The following is a 26904-nucleotide window of genomic DNA, read 5'->3' as shown; positions in this document are numbered from 1 at the left end:
TCAAATTAGTACTGATTAGTACTAAAGAGGAGACCTCATATGAAAACAGTATTTTTAATTGGTGGAACAGGGTTTATCGGAAAGCAATTAGTGAAAGAATTAGTCAAAGAGGATGTGAACATTCTTCTTTTAGTGAGGTCAAAAAGTAAAGCAACACGCATTTTTCAAGAAAGAGGCATTTTAAAAGAGGCAGTGATGCACTTTGTTGAAGGTGATTTGACGAAAGTCGATTTGGGTCTAAGTCCTGAAGATCAGCAGAGGGTATTGAGAACAGATGTGATCATTCATGCAGGTGGACCCATGGATATTCAAGCAACCAGTAATGAGGCAGCTTCTGTCTTTTTAAATGGCGCCAAACATATAAGTGACTTAGCTAAAAGTATTCATCAATTGAAGGGTTTGCAGCAATTTATTCATGTTGTCGGTTATATGAGTCCCTTTGATGATCAAAATAGCAAGATTGCCATCGACGTGTTTGAAGAAGGAAACGATTACTTGAAAATAAAAAATCCTTATGAGAGAACAAAGTTTTTAGCAGATCTTTATATTCGTCAGCAGGCATCAGCAGTAGGTTATCCGCTTTCTGTCATTAATCCGCCAACTGTCGTTGGTAGTAGTCAAACAGGGAGTACAGAGCAAATTGCAGGATTGGGTTTGCTTGTAAAGAGTATGCGAAGAGGGCTCATGCCGGTGATTCCTGGAGGTAAGGACTATCGGTTACCACTTATTTCAAACGATGAGTTTGCGAAGTGTATTGTACAGGTTTTCAAGTTGGAGCAGCCGGCTATTCAAACATATACACTTGTTGAAGACAAAGAGCACGATCAGAACGTTGCTGGACTATTAAGTATGATGTCAGAAAGTATGAATATGAAGGCACCAAACATCTCTGTCCCAATGCCACTGATGAAAGCTATCATGAAGAGTGGTGTAAGTAAACTCACAAACATTCCTTCTGACGGATTGAATTTTATGACAAAACGAACGTTTTCAAATGTTTCAGCGAAAAAAATAATGGGAGAAGATTGGTTTAAGAAGACGAGTGTCATGACATTTTTCCCTGCTGTAGTAGCTGATCTAGATTATCGAATGATGGCTCAAAATGGTGAGCACCAACATTTATTTAAACGAACATTATGCGATAATAACACCCTTTACCAATTACAAGGAGAGGGGAAGCCGTTTATTTTATTACATGGTTTATTGAGTGATGGAGAAGATTTATTTCCTTTAGCACAAGAGCTTCATGAGAAAACAGGTCAACCTGTATGGATCTTGGACCTTCCTGGTTTGGGGCGTTCTCCATTTAAACGAGCGAAACATCTTCTAGACATCTATTTAAATGTAGTGAAAAAAGTAATAGAGAAAGCGACGAATGGTGCACATCTAATCGGTCATTCATTCGGTGCGTATATTCTTCTAGAAGCTTTAGCACAAAATTACATAGATAAGAAGTATTCCATCACTTTACTTCAGCCGCCTGTTGCTAAAAAAAATGCTAAATCGCTAAATGTTCCACAATGGATGAACAAATGGTCATTAAAATTAGCAACTCCTAAAATGATAGAGCGTTATGTATTAAGAAATGGTTTGTTTGAAAGCACGGAGAGCATCCCTAAACATTATATTGAAAAAATCAGAAACAGCTTTACTTCTCCTAGAATTTTAAATACGACGGTTCAGCTTAACCATTTATTACTGAAAACCGATCAGGGTGACTTTAAAGAAGTCACAAAGGATAACTTACACATGATTTGGGGGGAGTATGACAGAGGCTATTCTGCGCCATCACATCTTGGGAAGGTTGATTTTGTTCCGTATGGCCACCATTTCCCTCTTAGCCACCCGAGTGAAACGGCAGCATTAGTCATCAATAATATTTGTACTAGTAGATAGGAGTCACCCCAAAACGAAAAATAAGATTGATGACAAGTGAGCAAAATTTTTCGTTCTGGGTCTTGAAAATATAGAGGTTAACGATGTGCATAAAACGCATCTAAGGTTTTCGTCATATCATCAGATGCAGATTGTAAGATAGTCCTTTGATCTAAAATCGCTGTTCCTTGTGCCCGGACAATATGAAATTGATGAAAACCCATCAAGTTTTGGAATATTTCCTTTAGGTAGTAATGTGAGAATTCCAGAGGTGTGTAGCGATCGTTATTTGTGAAAATTGAGCCGCTTGCTTGAAGCAAAAGTACACGATAATCATCAGTCATCAGACCAACTGAACCATTTTCTGTATATTTGAACGTTTCTCTAGCAATGAAGATATTATCTATATAATCTTTCATACGTGACGTCACATTGAAATTATGAACAGGTGATACAATCACGATTCGATGATGTGCTTTGAATTGAGCCAATAAAGCAGCAGAAGAAGCGGCGATTTTTTTCTCCGCAGCTGTTAATGATTGTTCAGATGCTTGCTTATCCCAAATTCCTAGCAGCTGGTCTTTTTCGATACGAGGAATTTCAGTTCCATATAAATGTAAAATGGTAGGCTCCTCATAAGGAAATCTTTCTTTAAACTGCTTTAAAAATAGTGCTTGCAGTTTGTTTGAATAACTTTCTTGATGAGTGAAATCAGGGTGCGCGTTAATGATTAGTGTTTGCATATACATGCTCCTTTTCTTTTGATAAACTGAGTATAAAATATAAAGGTGACAAAACATGTCACCTTTTTCAGAAGGAAAATCAAATGAAAAAATCAGAACGCTTAAACCAAGAGCTTATTTTTTTAAGTGATAAATATTCATTTCAATTAAAAGATTTAGAAACTGAATTTGGCATTTCTAAACGTACGGCTTTAAGAGATATGGAAGAGCTAGAGTCCATGGGCTTAGCTTTTTATGTTGAAAATGGCAGACATGGAGGATATCGGCTCGTGAATCAATCTCCATTGGTTCCGATCTATTTTCAAATAGATGAAGTTCAAGCCATTTTTTTCGCTCTTAAAGCCTTAGATCTGTTGTCAGCAACACCATTTAAAAAGTCTTACTCACAGATTCGCCAAAAACTGTTTGCTACAATGTCTGATGAGAGAAAACATCGGATCACGGAGATTTTGGATGTGATTCATTACTATCATGTCGCACCAGTGAGTGAACAACATCATTTGGATTTGATATTGCAGGCAATGATGGAAGATCAAATCGTGAAGATGACATACACTCAATATGAACATAAAAAGATCAGGCTACAATTTCTTGAGTTGTTTTATCGAAATGGGATTTGGTTCACCGAAGCATATGATGTTCAGAATAAAAAGTGGGGCATCTACAGATGTGATTGTATGACGGACATGATGATCGAAGAAGAAACGAAAGACACTTTTACGAAGGAAGAATTAAAAGCACTGCAGCTCGAGTACGAAAAAACCTATCATGATATCTCTTTTAAATGTCGATTAACGGAACAAGGGAAAGAGAAGTTTTTGAAGAATCATTATCCGAATATGAGATTGGAGATCATTGAAGATACGCCTTATATTGTAGGGGGATACAACCAAGAAGAATTATCGTATATGACTCACTATTTGATCTCATTTGGGAAACATGTGAAAATTGAATACCCCGATGAATTAAAAGAGAGTTATTTGACTCAATTGCAAGAAATGATGGATCAATATTAAAAATGAACGGATTGTATCTGAATCACAAAAAACTTAACACATTAAAAAAAGGCGAACTGTCGTAATTCGCCTTTTTTCTATTACTTCGCCGCCTGAAATGTATTTGTTTTCGATTTGTCATTGATCTTTCCATACGTCAGCTGACGCCAGATAAATTCCATCGGTCCAGACTTAAATCGCTTTAACCATAACGTACTGAAAAGGACAAGGAAGGCATACACGCCAATGCCAATGAAGAACGTACCAGCGGGTTGAAGATGATCTGCAAGTCCGGCTCCATATTTCAGAAACAGCACTGTTCCAATGATCGAGTGAAGCAAATAGCAGGTCAGGGACATCCGTCCGACCTTGGTAAAAACCATCAAAGCACCTCGCAGCTGAGGAACGTGCAAAAACAGCATCGCGAGTGAACTCATATAGAACATACTGCCAGTTAATCCACCGTTTTGCTCAAGTGTAGAGACAATGTTCATCCATGGCGTATGTTCAAAAGGGGTGACCGCTGTCATAATCGTACTGCCTTGTGTGATAAGAAAAGCGATTGTACAAATCATCCAAATACGATTCCAAATCGCTTTTTTCGTCTCCATGTTTTTGAAAAACGACATTTTCACAAAATACACACCAAGTAAAAACATGAAGAACATCGAATAGACAGTGGAAAATGAGCTGGAAGCCATCGTGACCATATCGGCCCACCGGTCACCAATAGATGCTAAATAAGTCAGACTGTTGTGGCTAGTCAGCTCGAAATCAGCAAAATCCGGCTTGCCTGATGATCCTGTACTGATGGTGTTGAGCAGCATTGAGAAAAGAGGCGTGAGCAATTGAATCACAAAGAGTGTGATCAGCCAGTACAGGAGGGTTTTGGCTGTGCGTTTGTAAAAGAAAAGCAATAAGAAGCCCGCGACAGCATAATAGGTCAAAATATCACCAATCCATACAAACGTGACATGCAGAAGACCAAATCCTAAGAGAATCGTTAATCTGCGAGCAAACAACTTGTTCGGGCTGTCCACCTTTTGAGCGGCTCGATCCATAAATATCATAAACCCAACCCCGAATAGAAAGGAAAATAACGTAATGAATTTCCCTGAGGCGAACCAATTCACCAAGTTGTGAAATACATCATTAGACTCCATCTCAAATCCCTTGACCGAATCCACAATCAAAAAATAGTTGACCAAAATAATTCCCATTAAGGCGAATCCTCGTACGATGTCCAAGAAATGCACCCGTTCTTTAAGACTCATTGGTTGTCCGTGTTCTACCTTGCTTACATTCATATTAATGCTCCTTTTCATGTATTGGATCTAAAGATAGATCCTTCAATGAATCAATATACAGGCCAATTCTTAATTATTTATGAAGATCCAATTTTTTGAAAATAAATGTGGCAACTTGATGGCAATTGATCATATTCATAAACACTTAAGATTTATGGTGTATCTTTTCACATAGCTAGATGATATATAGTAATAATATATAAGAATGAAGTCATGGAGGATGAGGTGACAGAGATATGACCCATCGAATATTAGTTGTAGAGGATGATCAGGAGATTGGTGACCTGTTGCAGGAATCTCTGACACGTACAGGGTATGAGGTGTTGAGAGCCATGAATGGCAAGCAGGCATTGTATGTTGTAGATGATTCGCTGGATTTGGTGATTTTGGATGTTATGATGCCAGGTATCTCTGGGATCGAAACGTGCCAGCAAATAAGAGCCACCTCAAATGTGCCGATTTTATTTTTGACCGCCAGATCTAGTACATGGGATAAAACCGAAGGATTACTCGCTGGCGGAGATGATTATATGACAAAACCTTTTTCAGAAGAGGAGCTTCACGCTAGGGTCATGGCGCAATTGCGCAGATATACCATCTATCAGGAAAAAAAGGAACAGGAAGAAACCTATTTAGTTGGCGGTAGCCTGAAGGTGAGTGAAGAATTTAATGAAGTGTGGAAAAGTGGGCAGCAAATCAAGTTATCTGATTTAGAATATCGGATATTAAAACTGCTCATGAACAAACGAAACAAAATATTTTCTGCTCAAAATATTTATGAAAGCGTGTGGGGCCAGCCTTATTTTTATTGTTCAAACAATACGGTGATGGTGCATATCCGAAAGCTGCGTGCCAAAATTGAAGATGACCCGGCTCGTCCTGTGTATATCAAAACAGAATGGGGGAGAGGATACCGGTTTGGCACATCGTAAATATACGCTGACCAAAAAGCTGTCACTGCTCATTTTGGTCGCTGCTATCGTAAGTGGTGTTGTCTTTTTGACACTGCAAAAGATCACTGATCACCTGATTGAAGGATATTTAAGTTCGGATGATTACTATAAGGAAGAATCCTCCAGATACATTCAAACATTCAGCCGCTACGTTTCAGAACATGAGCTGACTTCAACGGATCGAAAAGCATTCGGTGAGTGGGTGAAAAAAGAAGATTATATTAATCTCACTGTTTACAAGGATGAAGTGCTTCAATATGACTCGATTTACTCTGCCGCTGACGAATCGGCCTATGGGAAAGAAAAGGAGACCGACTACGCAAAGCGTCATTCTTACCCGGTTCAATTTAGCGACGGAGAAGGTAGGGTTATGGTAGACGGATTTTACTCCTCTCGATATCACGATCTCGCCTTTACACTAGAACTGCTTGGTGCAACACTCATTTTTCTCATGATTGTGCTTGTTGGCATTCGCCGAAGTCTGCGGTACTTGCAAACGATCCGTGAAGAGATTCATATTCTTGAAGGCGGTGAGCTCGATTATGAGATGACAGTGAAGGGGCATGATGAATTGGCCATGATTGCAAAGAGCATTGAGGATTTAAGAACAGCCTTTTTGGACAAGCTTCAGGCTATTGATGATCTGCAGGAAGAGAGCCGCAGCTTGGTGACCGAAATGTCGCATGATATGAGGACCCCGCTGACATCACTCATCATGAATCTTGAATTTGCGAAAAAAGAGGAGGCTCTAGCGGATACCCGCAAGGAGCAATATATAGCGAGTGCGTATGGAAAAGCCCTGCAATTAAAGAATCTGTCTGACAATCTATTTGCTTATTTCCTGCTAGATAAAGAGCACGAGTCAGAGCTTGAAACCGTTGCAGTGAAAGAAGTGATTTATGATCTTCTATCAGATCAGGTCGCCCTGCTGCATCAGGAGAATTTCACGGTCCATATTGTAGGCGAAATGCCGGATAGCTATATTAATGTGAATGTCGAGGAGCTTGGCAGAGTATTTGATAATGTGATGTCTAACTTACGTAAATACGCAGATCCTGAAAAGGACATTCAGATCACTTTTTTATCCGACCAAGATGTCTTTGAAATCCATGTGAGCAATGCGATAAAAAAGACAGACATCATACCGGAAAGCAATGGACTCGGGGAACGAAGCATCAAGCGGATGATGTCCCGAATGCATGGACAGTTTGAAAGTGTAGAAAAACACGATACCTACTACATCGTACTGCGATTTTGGAATACCAAAATGTAGAGAGCAAAAACAACATCATGGAATGGGGAAACAATCTGATGAAACGATTCAACAATTTCCAAAAGGTACCTGATCTTCTGCAAGCCCTTCTGAATATCTGCCTGTTCTTTCTAGCGATTGCGCTAAGCGTACTCTTAATTAGTGAAACATGGTACATCGTGCAATTCGTCTATAAAACATTGTTTAACAAAGGAGAAAGCTATTATGGAATGCTTGGCGAGCTGCTGATCTTCTTTATGTATTTTGAATTTATCGCCTTAATTATTAAATACTTTAAATCCAACTTTCATTTTCCGCTTCGCTATTTCATTTATATTGGCATCACAGCGGTCATCCGTTTGATTATCATTGATCATGAACAGGCCGTATCGACATTCTGGTGGGCACTGGCCATTCTTGCGATGACCTGTGCACTCTTTATCGCGAGCAAAAGAGATACTGCTCATGAGCATGAGGAAGTGAAGTGAGGAAGAAGAAGGACGAGTGGTCAATACTCGTCTTTTTTGTGTTTAAATGAACAGTTTTTGAATATGTGTTGATTAATGAACAATGATTGAAAGATTGACAATTGATGATGATGTATCTAGAAAATATAATATAAATAGACAGGTGTTCATAAATGAATAGATGTATAGAAAAAGTATTCTGTCCAAAGCAGTTAACGGATTCACAAGTTCTTATGTTATGCTTTAGAAAAAGAGAAACCATTCTTTTCCTAGACATTGATTGTCATCATTCTATCTATAGGGGTCGATCGTATGCGAAGTATTCAAAGTTTGTTTGTTGAATGGTTACTTGTACTTACAAAGAAGAAACTAAATGTTGAGGGGTATTTAGAAGAACGAAGAATGGCGAATCAATTACCTTATGTGCTGCCTGAGAAGTTGAAAAAGAAATATCACATCACCAAAAGCAGCACGTTTTCAGTCGATACGTACATGTTGAAATCAGATGTGCAGCCAGATGATCATCAGGTGCTATTTTTACATGGAGGAGGCTATATTGAGCAGCCGCTCGTATGGCATTGGCGTTTCTTGGATCGATTGACGAAGCAATTAAATAGTACGGTGTATGTGCCAGTTTATCCAAAAGCACCGAATCATCAGTATATGGATGCGATCGAGAGTGTTCTCCCAGTTTACCAAGCTCTTTTAGAAAAAGGAACACCAGAAAAAATCGTCATCATGGGTGATTCTGCTGGCGGCGGTTTATCGCTCGCCTTTGCTCAATACTTAGCAAAAAAAGGTCTCCCGCAGCCTGGAAATATGATTCTATTATCACCATGGCTTGATGTGACATTAAGTCATCCTGATATCGCTAAAATGGTTCCAAAAGAGCCAATGCTCAACCTAGATTTACTGATCGAGTCGGGCAAAGCCTATGCAGGTGATACAGATGAAACACATCATTTGATCAGCCCGATCTATGGAGAAATCAAATCGTTAGGACGAATTTCTGTTTTTATTGGCACTCATGAATTCTTTCTCCCAGATGCCCGGAAATTCAAAGAGATGGCAGACAAGCAGGGTGTTCCCATCAACTATATCGAATACCCAAAAATGAATCACGTCTTTCCTGTCTTCCCTATTCCCGAAGCGAACCAAGCGTTAAAACAAATTGTCGCTATTATTGAGAGCAAGACGTTCCCTTTGAGGGATATGACAAAATAGGATGCGAATATGAGAATGGCCAGCAATGCTCTAGCCATTCTCGTTTCTAATTGGAGGATCAAAAGTTAATTATGAACGAAACAGAACCGTTCTCATTTACAAGTATGCAGGAAGCAGCTCCTGTAGCTATTCCAGAAAGACAGTTCATTCAATCACATGACGGCATACGTCTTGCTTATTATCCGTTTTTATCAGAAACAAACACGCAGACCAATGTGATCATCATTCATGGCGGAGGCGCTCACAGCTTGGCTGGTTATGAGCATATTGCCTATACATTGCAGCATGATTTTCACGTGAATGTGTTTTTGCTGGATTTGAGAGGTCACGGACATTCTGGAGGAAAAAAGGGAGATACACCCAAAGTCACTGACGTATGGCAAGATATTTCGCAAGTTGTGGATGTCATCAAACAGCAGCACGAAGGAGCACTTTATCTTTGTGGTCATTCCTCTGGAGCTGGATTGCTGCTTCAATATCTATCTTGGGGTGAAAAAAGAAAAGTAGACGGTTACTTTTTTATTGCTCCTGAATTTGGCTACAAATCTGACACAGCGAAGTCTAATCAAGTCCCTTTTGCCACAGTTCAAGTTTGGAAATTTGTGCTATCTGCGATGACAAAAGGAAGGCTGATGGGGCATTCAGAAGCTGTACGATTTCACTACCCAGCATGGGTGATTGCACAAGATCCACTTCTTTTAACAGGCATTACCATCAATATGTCTCTTGCCTTAACGCCATCTGCACCTCAAAAACAATTTGCAAGGCTGGATCAGCCTTATGGCATGTTTGTTGGAAGCGAGGATGAGTTATACGACGTAGACAAATTTCATCCATATCTGGCGCTTCCAAATCAGCAGGTGAAAAATCAATCTGTTTACCAAGTGATAGAAAACCATACTCATTTGTCCATTTTACTAGAATCGGGAAAAAAGATTGGGCATACAATCCAAATGTGGAAAAGTTCCAATTAACCTGAACAACTAGTCAACACTCTACCTTTTTCTTAAAAATTTACATTGACACCATCCTTTTCTATGATAAAATCATAGTGTGATAATGAGAATCGTTATCAAACGATATGACTACATATAGAATGGATAGGTGAGGTACATGTTCAAAAAATCTTTTTGGTCGCTATTAGTTGTGCTCTCCATCGTATTACTTGCGGCTTGTGGCAGTAATAGCAGTGAAGGCAAGTCAGATAGTAATGAGAAAACAAGAACCGTTGAAAGCGCTATCGGTTCAACTGAAATTAAAGGATCGCCTAAACGTGTGGTGACGTTGTATCAAGGAGCAACTGATGCAGCCGTCGCTATGGGCATTAAACCAGTGGGTGTTGTAGAATCTTGGCTTGAAGCACCTACGTATAAATATTTAAGAGATGATTTAAAGGGTGTCAAAATTGTTGGGCAGGAAACACAACCAAACTTAGAAGAAATTGAAAAGCTGAAGCCAGATTTGATCATTGCATCAAAAATCCGTCACGAGCAAATTTTTGATCAGCTGAAAGAAATCGCTCCAACTGTTGCAACAGAAACAGTGTTCACTTTTAAAGACACAGTGAATTTAATGGGTGAAGCGTTAAACAAGCAAGACAAATCAAAAGAATTGCTGACGAAGTGGGATGACCGTGTCGCTGACTTCAAAGAAAAAGCAAAGAAAGACATTAAAAACTGGCCAATGAGTGTGTCTGTGGTGAACTTCCGTGCAGATCATGCAAGAATCTATCAAACTGGGTTTGCAGGTTCAATTTTAACAGAGCTAGGCTTTGAAGGTCCTAAAAATGTCAAAGATAAAAAGCAAGATATCATTACACTTACAGACAAAGAGAGCATTCCACAAATGGATGCAGATGTGATCTATTACTTCATGGATGATCAGGATAAAGCAGTTGAAAAAGCATATAAAGAGTGGACAAGTCATCCTTTATGGAAGCAGCTTGACGCAGTGAAAGCGAAACAAGTGCATAAAGTCGATGAAATCACTTGGAACATGGCTGGCGGTATCACCGCTGCAAACATGATGCTTGATGATATTTATGATCGTCTAGGGCTTGATAAATAAGTGTAGCAGAGGAGAAAATGTGAAAAACCATTTTCTCCTTTTTCCATAACAGATTGAAAGCGGGAATCAGATGAGAAGTTTATTAAAAAAGGATTCGAGCAAGGCACTGCTATTTGCTGGATTCATCGTATTGATGTTGGTCTTTTTTATGCTCAGTATTTCTCTTGGGCAAACCTCAATTTCCCTCAAAGCCACCATCCATGCGTTTCTTCAGTTTGATGAGTCAGATCCAAACAGTGTCATTGTCATGACATCCAGATTATCAAGAGCTTTAATTGCGACGGTTGTTGGATCAAGTCTAGCGATTTCAGGTGCACTCATGCAGGCATTGACGAGGAATCCGCTGGCTGCACCAGATCTTTTAGGTATTAATGCAGGTGGACTCTTTTTTATTGTGATTTCGATTGTTTTCTTTTCTACCGAGTCGTTAACAGGTTATATGTGGACGGCCTTTTTAGGCGCTGCCATTGCAGGTATGCTCGTCTTTCTTCTAGGCTCCATTGGAAGAGACGGACTGACACCGGTCAAAATTGTACTCGCAGGTGCTGCGATATCTGCTCTGTTTGCGTCCTTTACTCAAGGACTTTTAATCGTCAATGAACAGTCCATTCAAAGCATCCTGTTCTGGATGGCTGGTTCAGTGTCAGGAAGAAGTATAGATATGCTGCTGCCTGTGCTGCCTTATATTCTAGGGGCGACTGTGGTGGCGCTGCTTCTTGGCCGCTCGATCAATGTCCTTTTATCGGGTGATGATATTGCGAAAGGGCTTGGCCAGCGTACGCTTCTTTTGAAGATGACGATGGGGGTACTTGTCATCTTTTTAGCAGGTGGTTCCGTCGCTGTCGCAGGATCCATTGGATTTGTTGGTTTTCTTGTGCCGCATATTGTGAAAAAGCTTGTTGGACCTGACCACCGCTGGGTACTGCCGTATTGTGCCGTTGTAGGGGCGTCGCTTTTACTTGTCGCAGATCTTGCCGCTCGTTTTCTGATCATGCCGCAGGAAGTACCGATTGGTGTCATGACGGCGGTAGCTGGAGCGCCTCTATTTGTTTATCTCGTGCGCAAGGGGTTGAAGACAGGTGGCTAAAACATATACAGTGCGTTCAAAGGGCGGGCGCATTTCATTTCAATTTTCAAAGCGGACGTTTTTAATTTTACTATTATTGACAGGTATTGCCTTTGGTTTATTTATTCTGAGCCTTTGTATGGGCAGCCGGTTTATTCCGCCTACGGATGTGCTGCTGCATATCTTCGGACAAGGCGAGGGAAATACGTTTGTATTAAATACGCTGAGGATTCCAAGGACCCTGCTTGCGGTTTTAGTGGGAGCGGCACTTGCGGTATCGGGGCTTATTTTACAAGGTCTTATTCGAAATCCGCTTGCATCGCCTGACATCATAGGAATTACGAGCGGTGCGTCGTTTGGCGCCATTATGTTCATCGTCTTTTGGATGGGCACTGTGCCTATTGCTTATCAGTCGTTGTGGGCCATTGCAGGCGCTTTTGCGGTATCATGCCTGATTTATTTGCTTTCATGGAAAAAAGGCGTCAAGCCGATCACGCTCGTCTTGATGGGGATTGGGATTTCCGCCATTATGAAGGCGTGTGTGACGTTTACTCTTGTGCTCAGCGATACGATGACCACGACCAAGTCATACATCTGGCTGACGGGCAGTTTATATGGTTCTACAATGAAGGACGTCATCGCAATGCTTCCTTGGGTATTGATGATTTTACCGATTGTCATGGTGCTTGCAAGAACGATGAATGTGAAGGAGCTTGGAGATGACCTTGCAACAGGTCTCGGGGTCAAGGTTCAGGCGAAGCGGTTATTCTTTCTACTGATGAGTGTGACATTAGCCGGTATTGCCGTTGCATTCGCAGGTGGTATTGAATTTGTTGGACTGATGGCGCCACATGTGGCAAGGATGATCATCGGTCGTTCCTTTATTGCGCTTGTTCCAGCATCTGCGCTTGTTGGAAGTATTCTCGTGATGCTGGCAGACTTAGTTGCGAGAACGGCCTTTCTCCCGTTAGATGTCCCGGCAGGTGTGTTTACGGCGGCAATTGGTGCACCGTTCTTTATTTATTTGTTATATCAACAGCGAAATCGTTAAACGAAAGATGGGGGTTTTGACATGAAGCCAGAGTGGGTTGAGAGAGAATTACTTGATTTCGGGGTACACATCACAAATGGACCAATGACATCTGATCGCACACTTGCTGCGCTTTTTTCAGAAGCATCTATCAGACGTTTATTAGAAGCTGAAAAGGAAGCGATGCATGCACCGAATATAGCAGTGGCGGCGTCCATGTTTTCAAAACGCTATGCCTATTTAGCTGTTAGTTCTACTTTGTACTTGATGACGATGTATGATGCTGTCTATCGGTTTTCACCAGAGGCGTGTGTCTTTAGAGAAGATCGTAAAATTGAGCTAGATGAAACGCTCTGTTCATTTGTTCAGTCAGAAGGAGATCGTCATGAGTGGAGAGAGCAGGTCGTCCGCACGCTATTTACGCAGTGTGTCACACCTCTTTTAGATGTATTGAAACGTACTTCAAGACTTCCGTATTCAATTTTATGGGAAAATGTAGCGGTACGTATCAATTCTCTTTACCGTAGCATGATGCGAGAAACGGAAGAGCCTAAAATGAAAGAGCGCGTACGGGAGGATTATTTGTTTCTGAAGAAGGCATCGGGTGATCTTTTCGGAGCGAAGCAAAATCCTTTTCAGCACAGCTTAAATTTAGATGAAAGTTTGCTAGACACATCAAATCGAAAGACTTGCTGTATGTATTATAAGCTTGAGAAAAAATCAGAGAGCCTTGATTATTGTCTCGTCTGTCCGCTTGAAAAAAAGAAAGGCACTGCTTGCTCATAGCAGTGCCTCTCTTTTTTATTCCCAAATATCTCTTACCCATTCAGGGTGATCAATAAAAGGATTGCGATTGTGCTGGTACGTTTGATAGATGATTTCGTTACGATTCCGTTCGATTTGATCGACTGGATCTTGCTTGTGCCATTTCAATAGGACAGACATTTTGCCGTGAAGAGGGGCGCTTCCATTATTCACTTTGTTGTTCAATTCTAAATCTGGGAAATGATCATCACCTTCATATCGGACGGCCATATAAAAGAGCATTCTTGCTACATCTCCTTTCACCCGGCTATGAGGTTCAAATGAGTCGTTGTCGTAGAAGTTGCCCGGCGCTCCCTTGTATTCATTTCCGCCTATATCAAAATCTAAATTTCCTCGTGTGCTATTCGTTTGTACGTCTGTTGCCCGAAGGTGATGGAGATCTGTACCAGGTCCTTGGCTCGTCCCAAAATTGCCGTGAGATTTAGCCCACACATGCTCCCGGTTCCACTGTCCCACGTTTCCTCCATTTGCTTGCTTTGACCTGGAGATACCGCTATAGAGCAAAAGCACATTGCTTGGATTTTTTGGATCTTCATCCGTTTTCTTTAATGCATCCCAAACCTGACTGTAGGATAGCTGCGTATGATCATCAATAATATCGTGTAATGCTTTCTTAAGAGCAGGCCCAGATTTGCCAGCAGCAGATTGGTAATAGGAATCAATTTGACTTGAAGCGGTTGTTTTCGCTTGTTGAGCAGATGTTTCGGTTTGTAGCTGTAACGGGGAAAAGGTGATGGTTTGACTCGGTTCATTCAGAGTAAAGCCTTGAGCATTTGCAGCGGGAGGCAGCGGAGCGGCAAATGTACCGAAAATCATAATTCCGGCGGCCACAGTTCCAAATAAAGATTTTTTCATTCTATTTCCTCCTTCATAGGGAATGTATACTCTTTAGTTCTATCATATTGCCATAAAGAAATAAATGGATTTATCGTAAATTTTATGTAACCAATTCGTAAGAAAAGAGATTGCTATTTTATCAGCATTGCTGTATAAGTGGGCATATAAGGATGGACACAGCAAGGGAGAGGATGGATAACGTGAAAGAACTACACACACCTACTAGAACCATTATGACACCAGGACCTGTCGAAGTAGATCCGAGAGTCCTTCGAGTGATGAGTACACCAATTCTTGGCCAATTTGATCCTGCATTTACAGAGATCATGAATGAAACGATGACCTTATTACGATCACTTTTTCAAACAGAAAATGAATGGGCTTATCCAATTGATGGGACGTCCCGCTCAGGACTTGAAGCTGTGCTTGCCAGTGTGATTGAGCCCGGAGATGTGATGCTTGTTCCGGTCTTTGGACGCTTCGGTCATTTGCTGATTGAAATTGGGCAGCGCTATGGTGCTGAGGTACATACAATGGAATGTGAATGGGGAACGGTTTTTAAGCAAGACGACATCATCGCAGAGATGCATCAAGTCAAGCCGAAAATTGTTGCGATGGTTCATGGTGAAACATCTACCGGAAGATTACAGCCGCTTGAGAAAATTGGTGAAGCATGCCGAGCGCTTGATGCGCTTTTTATTGTAGACGCTGTGGCGACAATTGGTGGTGTCGAGGTCAAGGTAGACGAATGGAAAATCGATGCGGCAATTGGGGGCTCGCAGAAATGCTTGTCTGTTCCATCAGGGATGTCACCGATCACATATAATGAACGAGTGGCTGACGTCGTACAATCGAGAAAGAAAGTAGAAAAAGGGATTGCAACACAGGACGAACTGCAAAAACAGGTAGACATTTCTCCAATCAAAAGCAATTACTTTGATCTAAGCCAGCTGCAAGATTATTGGAGCCCGAGGCGCTTAAATCATCATACAGAAGCGACAACGATGCTTTATGCACTGAGAGAAGGGGTTCGACTTGTGCTAGAGGAAGGTCTGGAGGAACGTTTTCAGCGCCACTTGTTTCATGAAAAGGCTTTATTGGCAGGACTTGAAGCGATGGGGCTTGAATTATTTGGTGATCCAGACTGCAAAATGCCAGTCGTGACGTGTATCGTCATTCCAAGTGATATCGACGGAGAAGCGGTCCGGGCTGATCTTCTTCATCATTTTGGAATTGAAATTGCGAGTTCATTTGGGCCTCTTGCAGGACGGATATGGAGAATTGGCTCAATGGGCTATAGCTGCCGAAAGGAAAATATTCTATTTGTTTTAGCAGGCCTTCAAGCCATCTTGATGAAGTATGGAGCAGCTATCAATTGTGGCGCTGGGTTACAGGCGGCTCTTTCCATCTATGAACAAGCTGAATAAAAAAGGGATTCTCAAAATACTCGCCACCAGCGGGTATTTTTTATTTGGGAAAAAACGCTGTTTTTTGAAAAACTAGACTTATAGAGAGCGATATCGCTATACTGAAGAAGTTCTTATCATTTTTGTCATCATTTTCATTTATTTTGAAGAAAGAGGTTTTAATATGAAAAAAATGGGCAGATTGTACATTTTGATGCTCAATATTTTTATTGCCATGCTTGGATTTGGTCTGATCGTTCCTGTCATGCCAAGTTATATTGAAGCCTTTGGCGCAACTGGAAAAACACTTGGTTTCCTCGTTGCTGCAACTGGCCTCACACAATTTGCTTTATCACCCGTCGCTGGAGCGCTGACTGATCGGTTTGGACGCAGAAAATTGATTATTGCCGGGATTGCCGGCTTTACGATTGCCCAGTTTATTTTTGCATTTGCCGATCAGCTTTGGATGCTGTTTGTGTCTCGGTTTTTAGGCGGAGCTGCTGGTGCGCTGCTGATGCCCGCCATGTTTGCCTACATTGCTGATATCACAAGTGAAAAGGATCGAGGGAAAGGAATGGGGCTATTTAGTGCAGCAATGACGTTAGGCTTTGTCATTGGACCGGGTGTTGGGGGTTATTTGGTTGAGTTTGGGATTGCTTTTCCTTTCCTCATCGCTGGTTCCTTTGCAGCCCTGTCGACGCTGTTGTCTTTCTTGTTTTTACCTGAAACTTTAACAAAGGAAAAGCAGGAAGAAGCACGATTGAATAAAGAGCTTCATTTCAATCCTTTTACGCAGATGATTCAGGCTTTAAAAACACCATACGGTTTTTTGTTTATCTTGGCCTTTGTTTTGAATTTCGGAATCATTCATTTTGAATCGATCTTTGGCTTATATGTCGACCAAAAACATGGCTTTACACCGAAGGATATTGCATTTGTCATTACAGTAGCAGGACTTGCGGGTGTCATCGTTCAAGGTGCTTTAGTAAATACCTTTGTGAAACGATTTGGCGAAATGCGTGTCGTCCGTTATGCCCTTTTAGCTGCGGCATTTATGCTGATCGCCTGCCGCTTTGCTCCTTCCTTTTGGCTCATTTTTACGGGCTCCATTTTATTTTTATCAGCCACCTCGTTTGTTCGTCCAGCTCTCAATACATTACTTTCTAAAATGGCAGGGAATCAGCAGGGGGTAGCAGGCGGCCTCAATACCTCCTTTATGAGCCTTGCGAATATCGTCGGGCCAAGTCTTGCGGGTATTTTATTTGATGTGAATATTGAGCTCCCATTTATGTTTGGAACACTGGTGCTTTGTATGAGTTTCATTGCTTCTATTTTATGGGCGAAAAAAGCGCAGCAACATTCCCATGCCGTATCGTAATGACAGCATAGAAAAAACCGATCAGCACAAATGGATCGGTTTTTTTCGTCATCGCTCATACTTCACAACTGGTGATTTTTCTTTATGCAACGCATGAATCAATGCATCGTCTACATGCAAATGCTCTTTCACTAATTGAGGAGGGGTTAAGGCCATCCATTGGTTCAATGAAATATCAGCAAATCGATCGCTTTTAAACATTTCTAGAAACCAAAGGCTCGTTTGCCCGATATTTTGTATGTAATGCCCCATCCCGAAAGGAACATAACCAACATCACCTGCTCTGTAATTAAAAGTGCGAGCTGTCCCGCCTGCCCCAAAAACCGTCATTTTGGCTGTACCGGTTAAATAGTATTGCCACTCATCATTATTCGGGTGCCAGTGCATTTCTCTCATCCCGCCAGGTTTTACCTCCACAAGTGCAGCAGCAATGGTTTTAGATACTGGAAAATTGCGTGAGTCGACGATTCGCACGGTTCCACCAGAGGTCACGATTGGTTTTTGACGAAGGAGCTGGTGGGTAAATGGCGGTTTGATGCCGCCGTATGGATCAGAGACTGTTTGGCTTTCAATAGATGCCGGTGAAGAGCCTTGAAACATATAGCGCTGTTTATGTGGAATGCGGTCAAACAGCTTGATTGGCACGCCGAAATTAGTAGAAAGAATGTTTTTTGGTGTATGAGCAAACCAGTCTGTGATGGTGAACGTATCAAATTCAGAAAAAGCACCATCATCAAACACAAGGAGAAACTCACAGCCATCCTCAAGACCTTGAATGGAGTGCGGAATACCGGGCGGGAAATACCACAAGTCTCCTTCTTCTACATCAGCGATCATATTCCGTCCTTCTGCATCTACAGATGTGATCCGGGCTTTACCTAAAATCATATACGCCCATTCCGCCTGCTTATGCCAATGAAGCTCACGAACACCTCCGCGCGTAAGCCGCATGTTCACACCAGCAATCGTTGTTGAAACAGGCAGCTCTCGCTCGGTAATTTCCCTCGACCAGCCGCCATGATTCAAGTGCATATGTGTATCAGAATATGAAAATTTTAAATTAGGAATCGTCCCCGCATCCGTTTTAGGGGGAACGAACATATCTGGGTTCTCCATATCGCGCAGAACGTCTCGCGGGCCTAAATCGGTTGCGCCGGCTCCATCGTCTCGAATCGGTTGCGGGATGTGACGAATCTCCTCATCCATTTGACACCACTCCTTGTCATTCACATTTCTCCTCCAAAATATATGAGACGTAAGAAAAAAAGATTCAATCCGAATCGGATGAAAGGTGCTTTTGAATACGCAAAGCTAAGCGCAAGCGCAATGTTGCGTCAGGATCTTTTAGGCTGATCTGAAGCAGTTCTTCACATTTCTCCAGTCGATATATCACGGTGTTGCGATGAACAGATAAACGCTTGGCTGTTTCTGAAATGTGGCAATGTGTTTCGACATAAACAGATAAGGTGTGGAGAAGGTTTGGATCGACTTGTGGTTGTTCATATAATGGGTGGAGATACCGCTCATAGAATATTGTTAAATCTTTTGGTGGGATGAGCTTCAGTAAATCTGACACATCTTTTGCTTGATAGAACTGAATATATTCAGCTCTTAATGAGAGCTGGCCTGATTGCAGAGCATGGACAGCTTCACTGAATCCTTTTGGCAGATCGGTGATGAGATAACCGCTTAAGCTCACACCAAAGGAAATGGTGGCATTCACATGTTGTTTAATAAGGATCTGCATTTGTTTTAAAAAAGAGCAGATCGATTTGTTCATTGCCAGCCAGCCGCCAGTCTCTTCTATAAGGAAGATGCCGATATCTCCTTTGACAAAAAGAAAGGCGGGAAATGGACAGTGCGAAAGGGTGCTTTCAAGTAAAGCAAACACATCATCTACAAGGGTTTGCTGCTTAAGGAAACAAGTGAAATGACTGCTCTGATCAAGTTGACAGACGATACATAGATAGGGAATCGTTGTGTTTAATCCAAACATGCGTGCCAGGCAGGCGACATCTTGCTCTGAGGAAATCGTTCCCTCCATCCATTTGCGAAACCATTCATTTTTGGCTCGCCCTGTAGATTGCTTGATGGCATGTTGTTTGATACGTGAAATGGACATGGCATTTACAGCTTGTACAATGGTCAAATGTAGCTCCATATCGTCTTGAGGATGAATGAAGGCGGGAACGACTAAATAATCATAAGCTTGTTCGTTTATATAGATAGGAAAAACAGAAACGCTTTCTTTTGAATGAACCATAGAAAAATAATGCTGCTGCGTACTGTGAAACAAGCGGAGCATTTGTATCCAATCTGGGTTTGTCATACCTTGGGGTGAGGTGAAAAGAATACGTCCATACTGATTGATCAAATAGACAGGCTGATGAATTCTTTGGGCCACTTTTTGCAATACTTCAACATGATGATCGACAATGTTCATATCCACTCATTCTCCTTTTTTTAGAGCTGAAGCCTTTGGTGAAGATGAATAAAAAAATGGACAATCGCTGTCAAAGTCTCTGATATAAATGTTATGTTATCAGCTCCATTCAATTTAGATAGAAAGTTGTCATTTAATATCACAAAAAAGATGGCAGAGCAAAATCACGTCACATCAGTCATCTTCATTCAGAAAAATGGGTAAATATGATATGTTGTAGACAGAAGAATTTCTTTCAGAAAGATGGGTATCCCAAGAAACAAAGATTTTCAATGGGAAAATCCGTTTAGACAAGCAAGTGGCAAGAGGTGAGATAGATGATTTATATCGGATTAACTGGCTGGGGCGATCATGACAGTCTGTACCCGCCGAGAATCGGCAGCTCTCAAAAGCTGTTTCACTACGCATCAACGTTTCCCATTGTGGAACTGGATGCAAGCTTTTATGCTGTTCAGCCTGAGCGCAACCATGAAAAATGGATAAAAGATACGCCAGACGCCTTTCAATTTGTCGTGAAAGCATATCAAGGAATGACCGGGCATCAACGAGGCGAGATCCCGTTTGCTTCAAAGGAAGAAATGTTTGATGCCTTTATTCTTTCACTGACTCCTCTCATTCGAGCAGGGAAACTGGCGATGGTTCTGTTTCAATTTCCACCATGGTTTGATTGCAAAAAGGAGCACGTCCACTATTTAAGATGGTGTAAGGAGAAGATGGGGGACATTCCTTGTGCACTTGAATTCCGAAACCGGACTTGGTTTTCAGACGAGTTTTATGAACAAACCTTATCCTTTATGGAGAAAGAAGGGTGGATTCATTCCGTCTGTGATGAACCGCAAGTCGGAGAAGGGTCTATACCGCCAGTCATAAAAGCCACACACCGTGACAAAACATTGGTCCGTTTCCACGGAAGAAATAAACAAGGCTGGCTTCACCCGGCAGATCATGAGAACTGGCGTGAAGTTCGTTACTTATATTTATATAATGAAGCTGAACTAAAGGAATGGAAAAAGAACCTCGACATCCTGCATCAGCAGTCGAAAGATGTATATGTCGTATTTAATAATAACTCAGGCGGAGATGCGGCAGCGAATGGCCAGCAAATGATTGATTTGCTGGATTTGACGTATTCAAGCTTATCCCCGAAGCAGTTAGATTTATTTAGTTAAACGAGAGCTGCGGCTTTCAACTTGAACGAGACGGTTCAGTGACAACTTGAGGGAGAGATCAACATGCTGCAGAAGCTATGGTTATATCATACAAACGACTTGCACAGCCACTTTGAAAATTGGCCAAAAATCGCAGCTTATATTGAAGAAAAGCGTCAAGTTCACGATCAGATGCTCTTATTTGATATTGGCGATCATATGGATCGAGTAAACCTTGTATCAGAAGCGGATTATGGAAAAGTGAATGTCAAACTCCTCAATCAGCTTGGCTATGATGGCGTCACAATTGGTAATAATGAAGGCATTACGTTGCCTCATGAGCAGCTCGACCAATTGTACAAAGACGCGCAATTCCCGGTGATTTTATCTAATTTATTTGAAAAAGGCAAAAGACCATCGTGGGCAAAGCCTTATGAAGTGATCACATTGAAGAATGGACTGAAAATCGCCATCTTAGGGGTGACCATTGCGTATACACCTGTCTATGAAAAGCTGGGCTGGGACATTACAGACCCATTTGAGAGCATACGGGAGATGCTGCAAGAAGTGAAAGGACAAGCCGATGTCATTGTTCTTCTTTCCCATCTAGGCATCATCCATGATCGAGAGGTAGCTCATGACTTCCCGGAAATCGACATCATCTTAGGTTCACATACGCATCATCTTTTAGAACAGGGCGAGATGGATAATGGCGTTCTTCTTGCTTGTGCTGAAAAGTATGGGCATTATATTGGCTGTGTCGAGCTGACCATTGATACAGCGAGTAGCGAGCTCATCGAGAAAAAAGCGACGGTGCAATCAGTGGACCAGCTGATCAGTGAATCCGATAAAGCGATCACGACTTTACAGAAAGCTGAAAGACGAGCGAAGTCACTCATGCAGGAAAAAGTGACATCCATTGAATCAAAGCTCGAAACAAAGTGGTTTGATGACTCCCCGCTTCCGCAGCTTTTAACAGATGCCATTAAAGAATGGTGCGAGGCAGATATCGGCATGATGAATGCAGGGATGGTGCTTGATTCATTAGAGGCTGGCATCGTCACAAGAGAGGACATTCACCGGATATGCCCGCATCCCATTAATCCAATCAGGGTGATACTTACTGGGAAGCAATTGATCGAAACAGTGTCTCGTGGCTGTGAAGAAAAAATGGAACAGCTACGCATCAAAGGCTTTGGCTTTAGAGGCGAACTGATGGGGAAAATGCTATACAGCGGTTTGACTTATTCATTAGAAGAGGGCGAAACCAAACGAGTAAAAGATGTCTATGTAAACGATCAACTCGTCAAAGAAGATGATTCTTATACGGTTGGCACAGTGGATATGTATACACTTGGCTCTCTTTTTCCTCATATACGTGACCATGAACACATTGAATATTTCATGCCGGAATTTTTACGTGATGTCCTGAGCTGGCGATTGAAGGACGCCAAGTGAAATCCGCTCCAGCCTAACAACACTTGCCCTCCTTTCACATAGATTGTGTTGAAGGGAGTGAAGGGATATGGTGAATTTAACACCTATTACAATTGATGGCCATTCCTTTACAGCCGTCACCGTCAAACTGCCAAAGACCAATTTCATGGCAGTGACAAATGAGCATGGTTATATTATGTGCGGTGCACTTGATGTCGGGCTCTTAAATGAAAAGCTTGCAGATAGAGGAATCATCGCAGGAAGAGCAGTCGGTGTAAGAACCATCGAGCAATTGCTGGATGCACCTTTAGAATCTGTGACATATGCCGCTGAGTCACTCGGCATTCATGCTGGCACAATTGGAAGAGATGCATTATTAAAAATGGTGAAATAAAATGTACAGATGATTCCTATCCCCCCGCCTGTCTGCATACACTTGTAATGGAGAAGGGGGGATTTTTTATTGAGATTGAACCGCCGTTATCGCCCCTATAAAAAGGGCCCTCTGCCATTTCGTTACGTCATGCTGCTTGCCGTATTATTTTTTGTGCTCTCAACTGTCATTAGCCTATTCTTCATCAATCGTTCCATTAAACCAACGTTGATTCACATTGCTGAACTAGAAACAGAACGAATCGCCAATCATCTCATCCAATATTCTGTTCAGGATTTTGCAGATGATCAGGAGAATATGAAAGATATGGTTGTGATGAATACAAGTGAGAACGGAAAAGTGACAACTATCGACTTCAATGCGCAAGCAACATCGAAAGCAATGGCTGACCTGTCACGTCACCTTCAAAAAAATCTAGAGGACATTGAAAAGGGGAATTTTCAAAAAGAGGCAAAAGAAGCATTAAAGGATCAAACAGATGGACATGACGGCATTATATATAACATTCCGCTTGGGCAAGCGTCCGGAAATGCACTTATCGCCAACCTAGGACCAAAAGTACCTGTACGATTCAGTGTCATTGGTGACCCGCATACGGACGTTGAAAAAAACATCAAGCCATATGGCATCAACAATGCCTTGATTGATATTAGTGTGCTCATTGAGGTGAAGGTGAGAGTCATCATCCCATTCGCCTCAGAAACCATCGTCGTCAAAAATTCCGTGCCTGTCTCCATCCAAGCCGTTCAAGGAGACGTCCCAGATTATTATAATGGCAGCGGAACAAATTCAGGCGCACCATCGATTGTTCTGCCAGAGAAAAAGGAGAAGAAAGAATAACAGCCCAATGGACGAATTGGGCTGTTTTTTTCATACGCTGTGATTGCATATAGTGTTTTTGTGATGAACGTTTTGTTGTTACGAAACAGACAGTCTTGTCCTTGCATCATTTTCATCGGTGATATAGGTCACGTCTTCAAATCCACATTCAACTGCATTCTTGTATAGGCATTCGAGTGTTCCCTTATTTTTGCAATAGATCGTGACATAGGAGCAATCGGCCACCAAAAGAACAAGCTCGCATTGGCTTTCAATAAATTCTTCAAAGGTCTTAATATGAGACAATGTCCCTTTTGGATATGCTTGTAAATCGGCGAAAATCATATAATACGTCTTGTTTTCAATGAGGTGTTTGAGTTCTATACCGTCCATTTCTGTTTTACCTTCAGGAAAAAGTTCTTCATCTTTTTCGCCATCAACTAGTATATTCGAGTCTTCGGTATCGATTCGCCAGCTGAATTTGGTGATGTCGATCGGTTTTAGCACTTCTCCAAGGAAGACTCCGTATTCATTTAGAATGGTAAAGGTCATTCCTCTTTTCAAAAAACAACCCCCTAACTCTTTGTGAAGTAGTCTTTCATTGGCTCATCATATCCTAATTAACCAGTTGATTCCATACGGATTACATGTCATGATAAATGTTCATTGTTTTACTTTTTTAAATAGTGATAGCTATCCTGAAGGCTGATTTTTCACGATCGTCTGTTATGAAAGTGAGAGGAGGATTTGATTGATATGAAGAAAATTTATGTAAGCGGGTTTTGTTTTTTGGTATTTGCCATTGTATTTAGTGCTAAATATATGTCAGCATCGATATTATTAGCTGGGAGTGACAGTTTGAGTGTCGACTTATTTAGAGGGATGTTTGACATGATTCCACTTGAAGTAACAGTTGTGTATCTCCTTTTTTTCATTATGGGGATTCTTTTTTTAGTTTTAGGATTGAAAGAAAAGCATAAGCAGTAATTGCTTAAGCATGATTTCCGGGGAAATGTTGATACATATCAAAAGGAGAAGCAAGCGGTATCGCTAAACTTCTCCTTTTATTTAATGACGTTTCCGCTCGGCTCTTTCCCATGCCCTTAAATGAGGGTAAGGATCAAACGACCATTCAGTTCGTCCATTGTCTTTATACATGCCGTAATGAAGGTGTGGCGGGAATTTTCCTGCTGTGCCAGGTGGACCGTAACCGGAGCTTCCGACTGATCCGATGACTTGACCAGGTTCTACAATCTGCCCAGCTTTGAGTCCTTTAGCAAAGCCATTTAAGTGGGCAAAATAATGATAATGATTATGAATATCTCGAATGCCGATCCGCCAGCCGCCAAAGCGGTTCCAGCCTTTCATTTCAATCACGCCGTACGATGTCGCACGAACAGGAAGACCGTAATGAGCAAAAAGATCAGTGCCCTCATGAATTCTTCTGCCTCCAAAGCCTCTCGCATCACCCCATGTACTCCTGTAGCTGTAGTCAGCGCCAACCGGAAGAGGAAACGCATGCTTTCCAAGGTCAAGATGGCCGTAATGCTGATAGAGCTTCATAAAAGATGAAATGATTCCAACGGTTTGATCACGTCCGTAATAATCCCACAGCGCGATTTTTAATTGGTCGATGCTGCTGCCGTAATGAAGCAAGTATTGAGCAAACGTGAACAGGACATCTTCATCGTTATCGATTTCCGCTTTTCCATCCCCATTTCCATCAAGCCCAATACCGTCGAACACTTTAATGCTTAATGGTGAGGTATCTTGCTTATTTGGATTTTCTGGTCCTATCCACATTTCCCGGGGAATGTAGATGCCAATCACACCTGTTTGTTTTGGTAAATCTCTTCTGCTTTTGCGTATATTGTGTTCATACTGATCAACCGCAGCAAGTACATACCACGGGACCTGTGTGGTGATGGCGATCTTTTCATACAGTGCCATTCGCTGTTTTAATTCATCAGGCTGTTTGTTTGCCCCTTGTGCATGGACTGATGCGGGAATCATTGAAAGAGCGATGATGATCGCTAAAACCACTTTCACAAACATCCATCTCCTTTCTTCGAACATCTCTTCTACCGTTTAGTGTGGTTTGATCACGTTATTTCATAAGAAGAAAATGTTAGTAATTTTCTTCTGTTATTTTAGGAGTCTTTTGGGTATTTTTGCAGCTCATTCCCTTGTTGTTCAATCTGTACTATGTTAAAGTGTCTAAAGAAAAGGCCTTAGGCCGAAGATTCAATTTTTTGCGGCAACAGCTGCATCCATCGTATATAGCAGGAAGATGATTGTATATGCACCTTTAACGAATTCATATGGAGATGATGGAATTGGCAAAGAAGGAAGAGCACGTAAGAAAACCGGACTGGCTTAAAATTAAGCTGAATACGAATGAAAACTATACCGGTTTGAAAAAAATGATGCGGGAAAACAACCTGCATACCGTTTGTGAGGAAGCGAAATGTCCGAATATTCACGAATGCTGGGCAGTGAGAAGAACTGCTACATTTATGATCCTCGGATCTGTTTGTACGCGCGCATGCCGTTTCTGTGCGGTGAAAACCGGACTTCCTACTGAATTAGACTTGCAAGAGCCAGAACGCGTGGCAGATTCAGTGGCTTTAATGAATTTAAAGCACGCTGTTATAACAGCGGTTGCAAGGGATGACCAAAAAGATGGCGGAGCAGGCGTATTTGCTGAAACTGTTCGTGCCATTAGAAGAAAAAGTCCATTCACAACAATTGAAGTTCTCCCTTCAGACATGGGTGGCAATTATGATAATTTGAAAACGTTAATGGATACACGCCCTGATATTTTAAATCACAATATTGAAACAGTACGCAGGTTAACACCAAGAGTTCGTGCACGGGCTACATACGATCGTTCATTGGAATTCTTGCGTCGTGCAAAAGAAATGCAGCCTGACATTCCAACGAAATCAAGCATTATGATTGGACTTGGTGAAACGAAGGAAGAAATCATTGAAGTTATGGATGATCTTCTTGCCAATAACGTTGACATCATGGCAATTGGTCAGTATTTACAACCGTCGAAAAAGCATTTGAAAGTGCAAAAATACTACCATCCAGATGAGTTTGCAGAGCTGAAGGAAATTGCCATGTCAAAAGGCTTTAGCCACTGTGAAGCTGGACCGCTTGTCCGTTCTTCTTATCATGCAGACGAACAAGTAAACGAAGCGTCTAAGAAGCGTCAGGCGCAAGCATAACAAAG

Annotated in this window: 26 protein-coding genes; 19 read left to right on the top strand and 7 right to left on the bottom strand. The window is 41.6% G+C overall.

The annotated features are described in order from the left end of the window. Positions 1-39 precede the first annotated feature (39 nt). Positions 40-1896, top strand: coding sequence for an alpha/beta fold hydrolase (locus N521_RS01095; protein WP_035389334.1), 1857 nt, complete (start codon positions 40-42; stop codon positions 1894-1896). Positions 1897-1973: 77 nt separating this feature from the next. On the opposite strand, the gene N521_RS01090 is transcribed toward N521_RS01095, so the two are convergent. Continuing rightward, complete coding sequence (locus N521_RS01090) at positions 1974-2618, bottom strand: FMN-dependent NADH-azoreductase (protein WP_035389332.1); 645 nt, start codon at positions 2616-2618, stop codon at positions 1974-1976. A gap of 83 nt (positions 2619-2701) precedes the next feature. On the opposite strand from N521_RS01090, the gene N521_RS01085 reads away from it, so the two are divergent. Then, positions 2702-3634, top strand: a complete 933-nt coding sequence (locus N521_RS01085; protein WP_035389330.1) for a helix-turn-helix transcriptional regulator — start codon at positions 2702-2704, stop codon at positions 3632-3634. An 80-nt stretch (positions 3635-3714) separates the two neighbouring features. Here the strand turns inward: N521_RS01085 and N521_RS01080 are convergent, their stop codons facing one another. After that, a complete protein-coding gene (locus N521_RS01080; RefSeq protein WP_035389328.1) occupies positions 3715-4920 on the bottom strand; it encodes a DUF418 domain-containing protein in 1206 nt (401 codons plus the stop codon). 236 nt (positions 4921-5156) lie between these two features. Here N521_RS01080 and N521_RS01075 point away from each other — a divergent pair, with 236 nt between their 5' ends. The 9 genes from N521_RS01075 (at position 5157) to N521_RS01035 (ending at position 13765) form a co-directional block, all read left to right on the top strand. Beyond that, positions 5157-5852: a response regulator transcription factor gene (locus N521_RS01075; protein ID WP_035389326.1), complete on the top strand. Its 696-nt coding sequence runs from the start codon at positions 5157-5159 to the stop codon at positions 5850-5852. Beyond that, entirely contained in the window at positions 5839-7146 is a 1308-nt protein-coding gene (locus N521_RS01070; RefSeq protein ID WP_035389324.1) for a HAMP domain-containing sensor histidine kinase, read from the top strand. The genes N521_RS01075 and N521_RS01070 overlap by 14 nt, the downstream gene beginning before the upstream one ends. A 38-nt stretch (positions 7147-7184) precedes the next feature. Next, a complete protein-coding gene (gene psiE / locus N521_RS01065; protein WP_008346998.1) occupies positions 7185-7613 on the top strand; it encodes a phosphate-starvation-inducible protein PsiE in 429 nt (142 codons plus the stop codon). A 291-nt stretch (positions 7614-7904) separates the two neighbouring features. Next, positions 7905-8816, top strand: coding sequence for an alpha/beta hydrolase (locus N521_RS01060; RefSeq protein ID WP_035389322.1), 912 nt, complete (start codon positions 7905-7907; stop codon positions 8814-8816). A 71-nt stretch (positions 8817-8887) separates the two neighbouring features. Next, a complete protein-coding gene (locus N521_RS01055; protein ID WP_035389320.1) occupies positions 8888-9790 on the top strand; it encodes an alpha/beta hydrolase in 903 nt (300 codons plus the stop codon). Between the two features lie 139 nt (positions 9791-9929). Next, positions 9930-10883 (top strand): ABC transporter substrate-binding protein, encoded by a 954-nt coding sequence (locus N521_RS01050; RefSeq protein WP_007500381.1) that lies wholly within the window; start codon positions 9930-9932, stop codon positions 10881-10883. A gap of 70 nt (positions 10884-10953) precedes the next feature. Further along, positions 10954-11970: a FecCD family ABC transporter permease gene (locus N521_RS01045; RefSeq protein WP_035389318.1), complete on the top strand. Its 1017-nt coding sequence runs from the start codon at positions 10954-10956 to the stop codon at positions 11968-11970. Then, a complete protein-coding gene (locus N521_RS01040; protein WP_035389316.1) occupies positions 11963-13000 on the top strand; it encodes a FecCD family ABC transporter permease in 1038 nt (345 codons plus the stop codon). Before N521_RS01045 ends, N521_RS01040 begins: the two co-directional genes overlap by 8 nt. Before the next feature lie 21 nt (positions 13001-13021). Beyond that, positions 13022-13765, top strand: coding sequence for an IucA/IucC family C-terminal-domain containing protein (locus N521_RS01035; protein ID WP_035389315.1), 744 nt, complete (start codon positions 13022-13024; stop codon positions 13763-13765). Between the two features lie 15 nt (positions 13766-13780). On the opposite strand, the gene N521_RS01030 is transcribed toward N521_RS01035, so the two are convergent. Further along, positions 13781-14659, bottom strand: coding sequence for an endonuclease I family protein (locus N521_RS01030; protein ID WP_035389314.1), 879 nt, complete (start codon positions 14657-14659; stop codon positions 13781-13783). 173 nt (positions 14660-14832) lie between these two features. On the opposite strand from N521_RS01030, the gene N521_RS01025 reads away from it, so the two are divergent. Together N521_RS01025 and N521_RS01020 are read left to right on the top strand one after the other, a co-directional pair. Next, positions 14833-16068, top strand: a complete 1236-nt coding sequence (locus N521_RS01025; RefSeq protein ID WP_035390169.1) for a pyridoxal-phosphate-dependent aminotransferase family protein — start codon at positions 14833-14835, stop codon at positions 16066-16068. Positions 16069-16231: 163 nt separating this feature from the next. Further along, on the top strand, positions 16232-17425 hold the full coding sequence (locus tag N521_RS01020; protein ID WP_035389313.1) for an MFS transporter: 1194 nt from the start codon (positions 16232-16234) through the stop codon (positions 17423-17425). A 48-nt stretch (positions 17426-17473) separates the two neighbouring features. Here N521_RS01020 and N521_RS01015 read toward each other — a convergent pair whose 3' ends face one another. Both N521_RS01015 and N521_RS01010 read right to left on the bottom strand, forming a co-directional pair. After that, entirely contained in the window at positions 17474-18631 is a 1158-nt protein-coding gene (locus N521_RS01015; RefSeq protein ID WP_035389312.1) for an oxalate decarboxylase family bicupin, read from the bottom strand. Positions 18632-18695: 64 nt separating this feature from the next. Beyond that, complete coding sequence (locus tag N521_RS01010; RefSeq protein WP_035389311.1) at positions 18696-19868, bottom strand: PucR family transcriptional regulator; 1173 nt, start codon at positions 19866-19868, stop codon at positions 18696-18698. A 317-nt stretch (positions 19869-20185) separates the two neighbouring features. Here N521_RS01010 and N521_RS01005 point away from each other — a divergent pair, with 317 nt between their 5' ends. The 4 genes from N521_RS01005 to yunB all read left to right on the top strand — a co-directional run bounded on the left by N521_RS01005 (position 20186) and on the right by yunB (position 23687). Beyond that, positions 20186-21037 (top strand): DUF72 domain-containing protein, encoded by an 852-nt coding sequence (locus N521_RS01005; RefSeq protein WP_008346854.1) that lies wholly within the window; start codon positions 20186-20188, stop codon positions 21035-21037. 63 nt (positions 21038-21100) lie between these two features. After that, positions 21101-22474 (top strand): bifunctional metallophosphatase/5'-nucleotidase, encoded by a 1374-nt coding sequence (locus tag N521_RS01000; protein WP_035389310.1) that lies wholly within the window; start codon positions 21101-21103, stop codon positions 22472-22474. 67 nt (positions 22475-22541) lie between these two features. Next, positions 22542-22847: a YunC family protein gene (locus N521_RS00995; protein WP_007500404.1), complete on the top strand. Its 306-nt coding sequence runs from the start codon at positions 22542-22544 to the stop codon at positions 22845-22847. A 69-nt stretch (positions 22848-22916) separates the two neighbouring features. Next, a complete protein-coding gene (gene yunB / locus N521_RS00990; protein ID WP_017367991.1) occupies positions 22917-23687 on the top strand; it encodes a sporulation protein YunB in 771 nt (256 codons plus the stop codon). Between the two features lie 78 nt (positions 23688-23765). On the opposite strand, the gene N521_RS00985 is transcribed toward yunB, so the two are convergent. Continuing rightward, the gene (locus N521_RS00985; RefSeq protein WP_035389308.1) at positions 23766-24230 is read right to left on the bottom strand and encodes a DUF2691 family protein; all 465 of its coding nucleotides are present in this window, start codon (positions 24228-24230) and stop codon (positions 23766-23768) included. 192 nt (positions 24231-24422) lie between these two features. On the opposite strand from N521_RS00985, the gene N521_RS00980 reads away from it, so the two are divergent. Further along, on the top strand, positions 24423-24653 hold the full coding sequence (locus N521_RS00980; RefSeq protein ID WP_035389306.1) for a hypothetical protein: 231 nt from the start codon (positions 24423-24425) through the stop codon (positions 24651-24653). Positions 24654-24734: 81 nt separating this feature from the next. Here N521_RS00980 and N521_RS00975 read toward each other — a convergent pair whose 3' ends face one another. Continuing rightward, positions 24735-25679, bottom strand: a complete 945-nt coding sequence (locus tag N521_RS00975; protein WP_231493287.1) for a M23 family metallopeptidase — start codon at positions 25677-25679, stop codon at positions 24735-24737. A 323-nt stretch (positions 25680-26002) separates the two neighbouring features. On the opposite strand from N521_RS00975, the gene lipA reads away from it, so the two are divergent. Next, on the top strand, positions 26003-26899 hold the full coding sequence (lipA, locus tag N521_RS00970) for a lipoyl synthase (protein ID WP_008360456.1): 897 nt from the start codon (positions 26003-26005) through the stop codon (positions 26897-26899). The last annotated feature ends 5 nt before the right edge of the window (positions 26900-26904 follow it).

Source organism: Bacillus sp. UNC125MFCrub1.1, from assembly GCF_000701305.1.
Classification (GTDB): domain Bacteria; phylum Bacillota; class Bacilli; order Bacillales; family Bacillaceae; genus Bacillus; species Bacillus altitudinis.
This window is presented reverse-complemented; position numbering and strand designations above follow the sequence as displayed.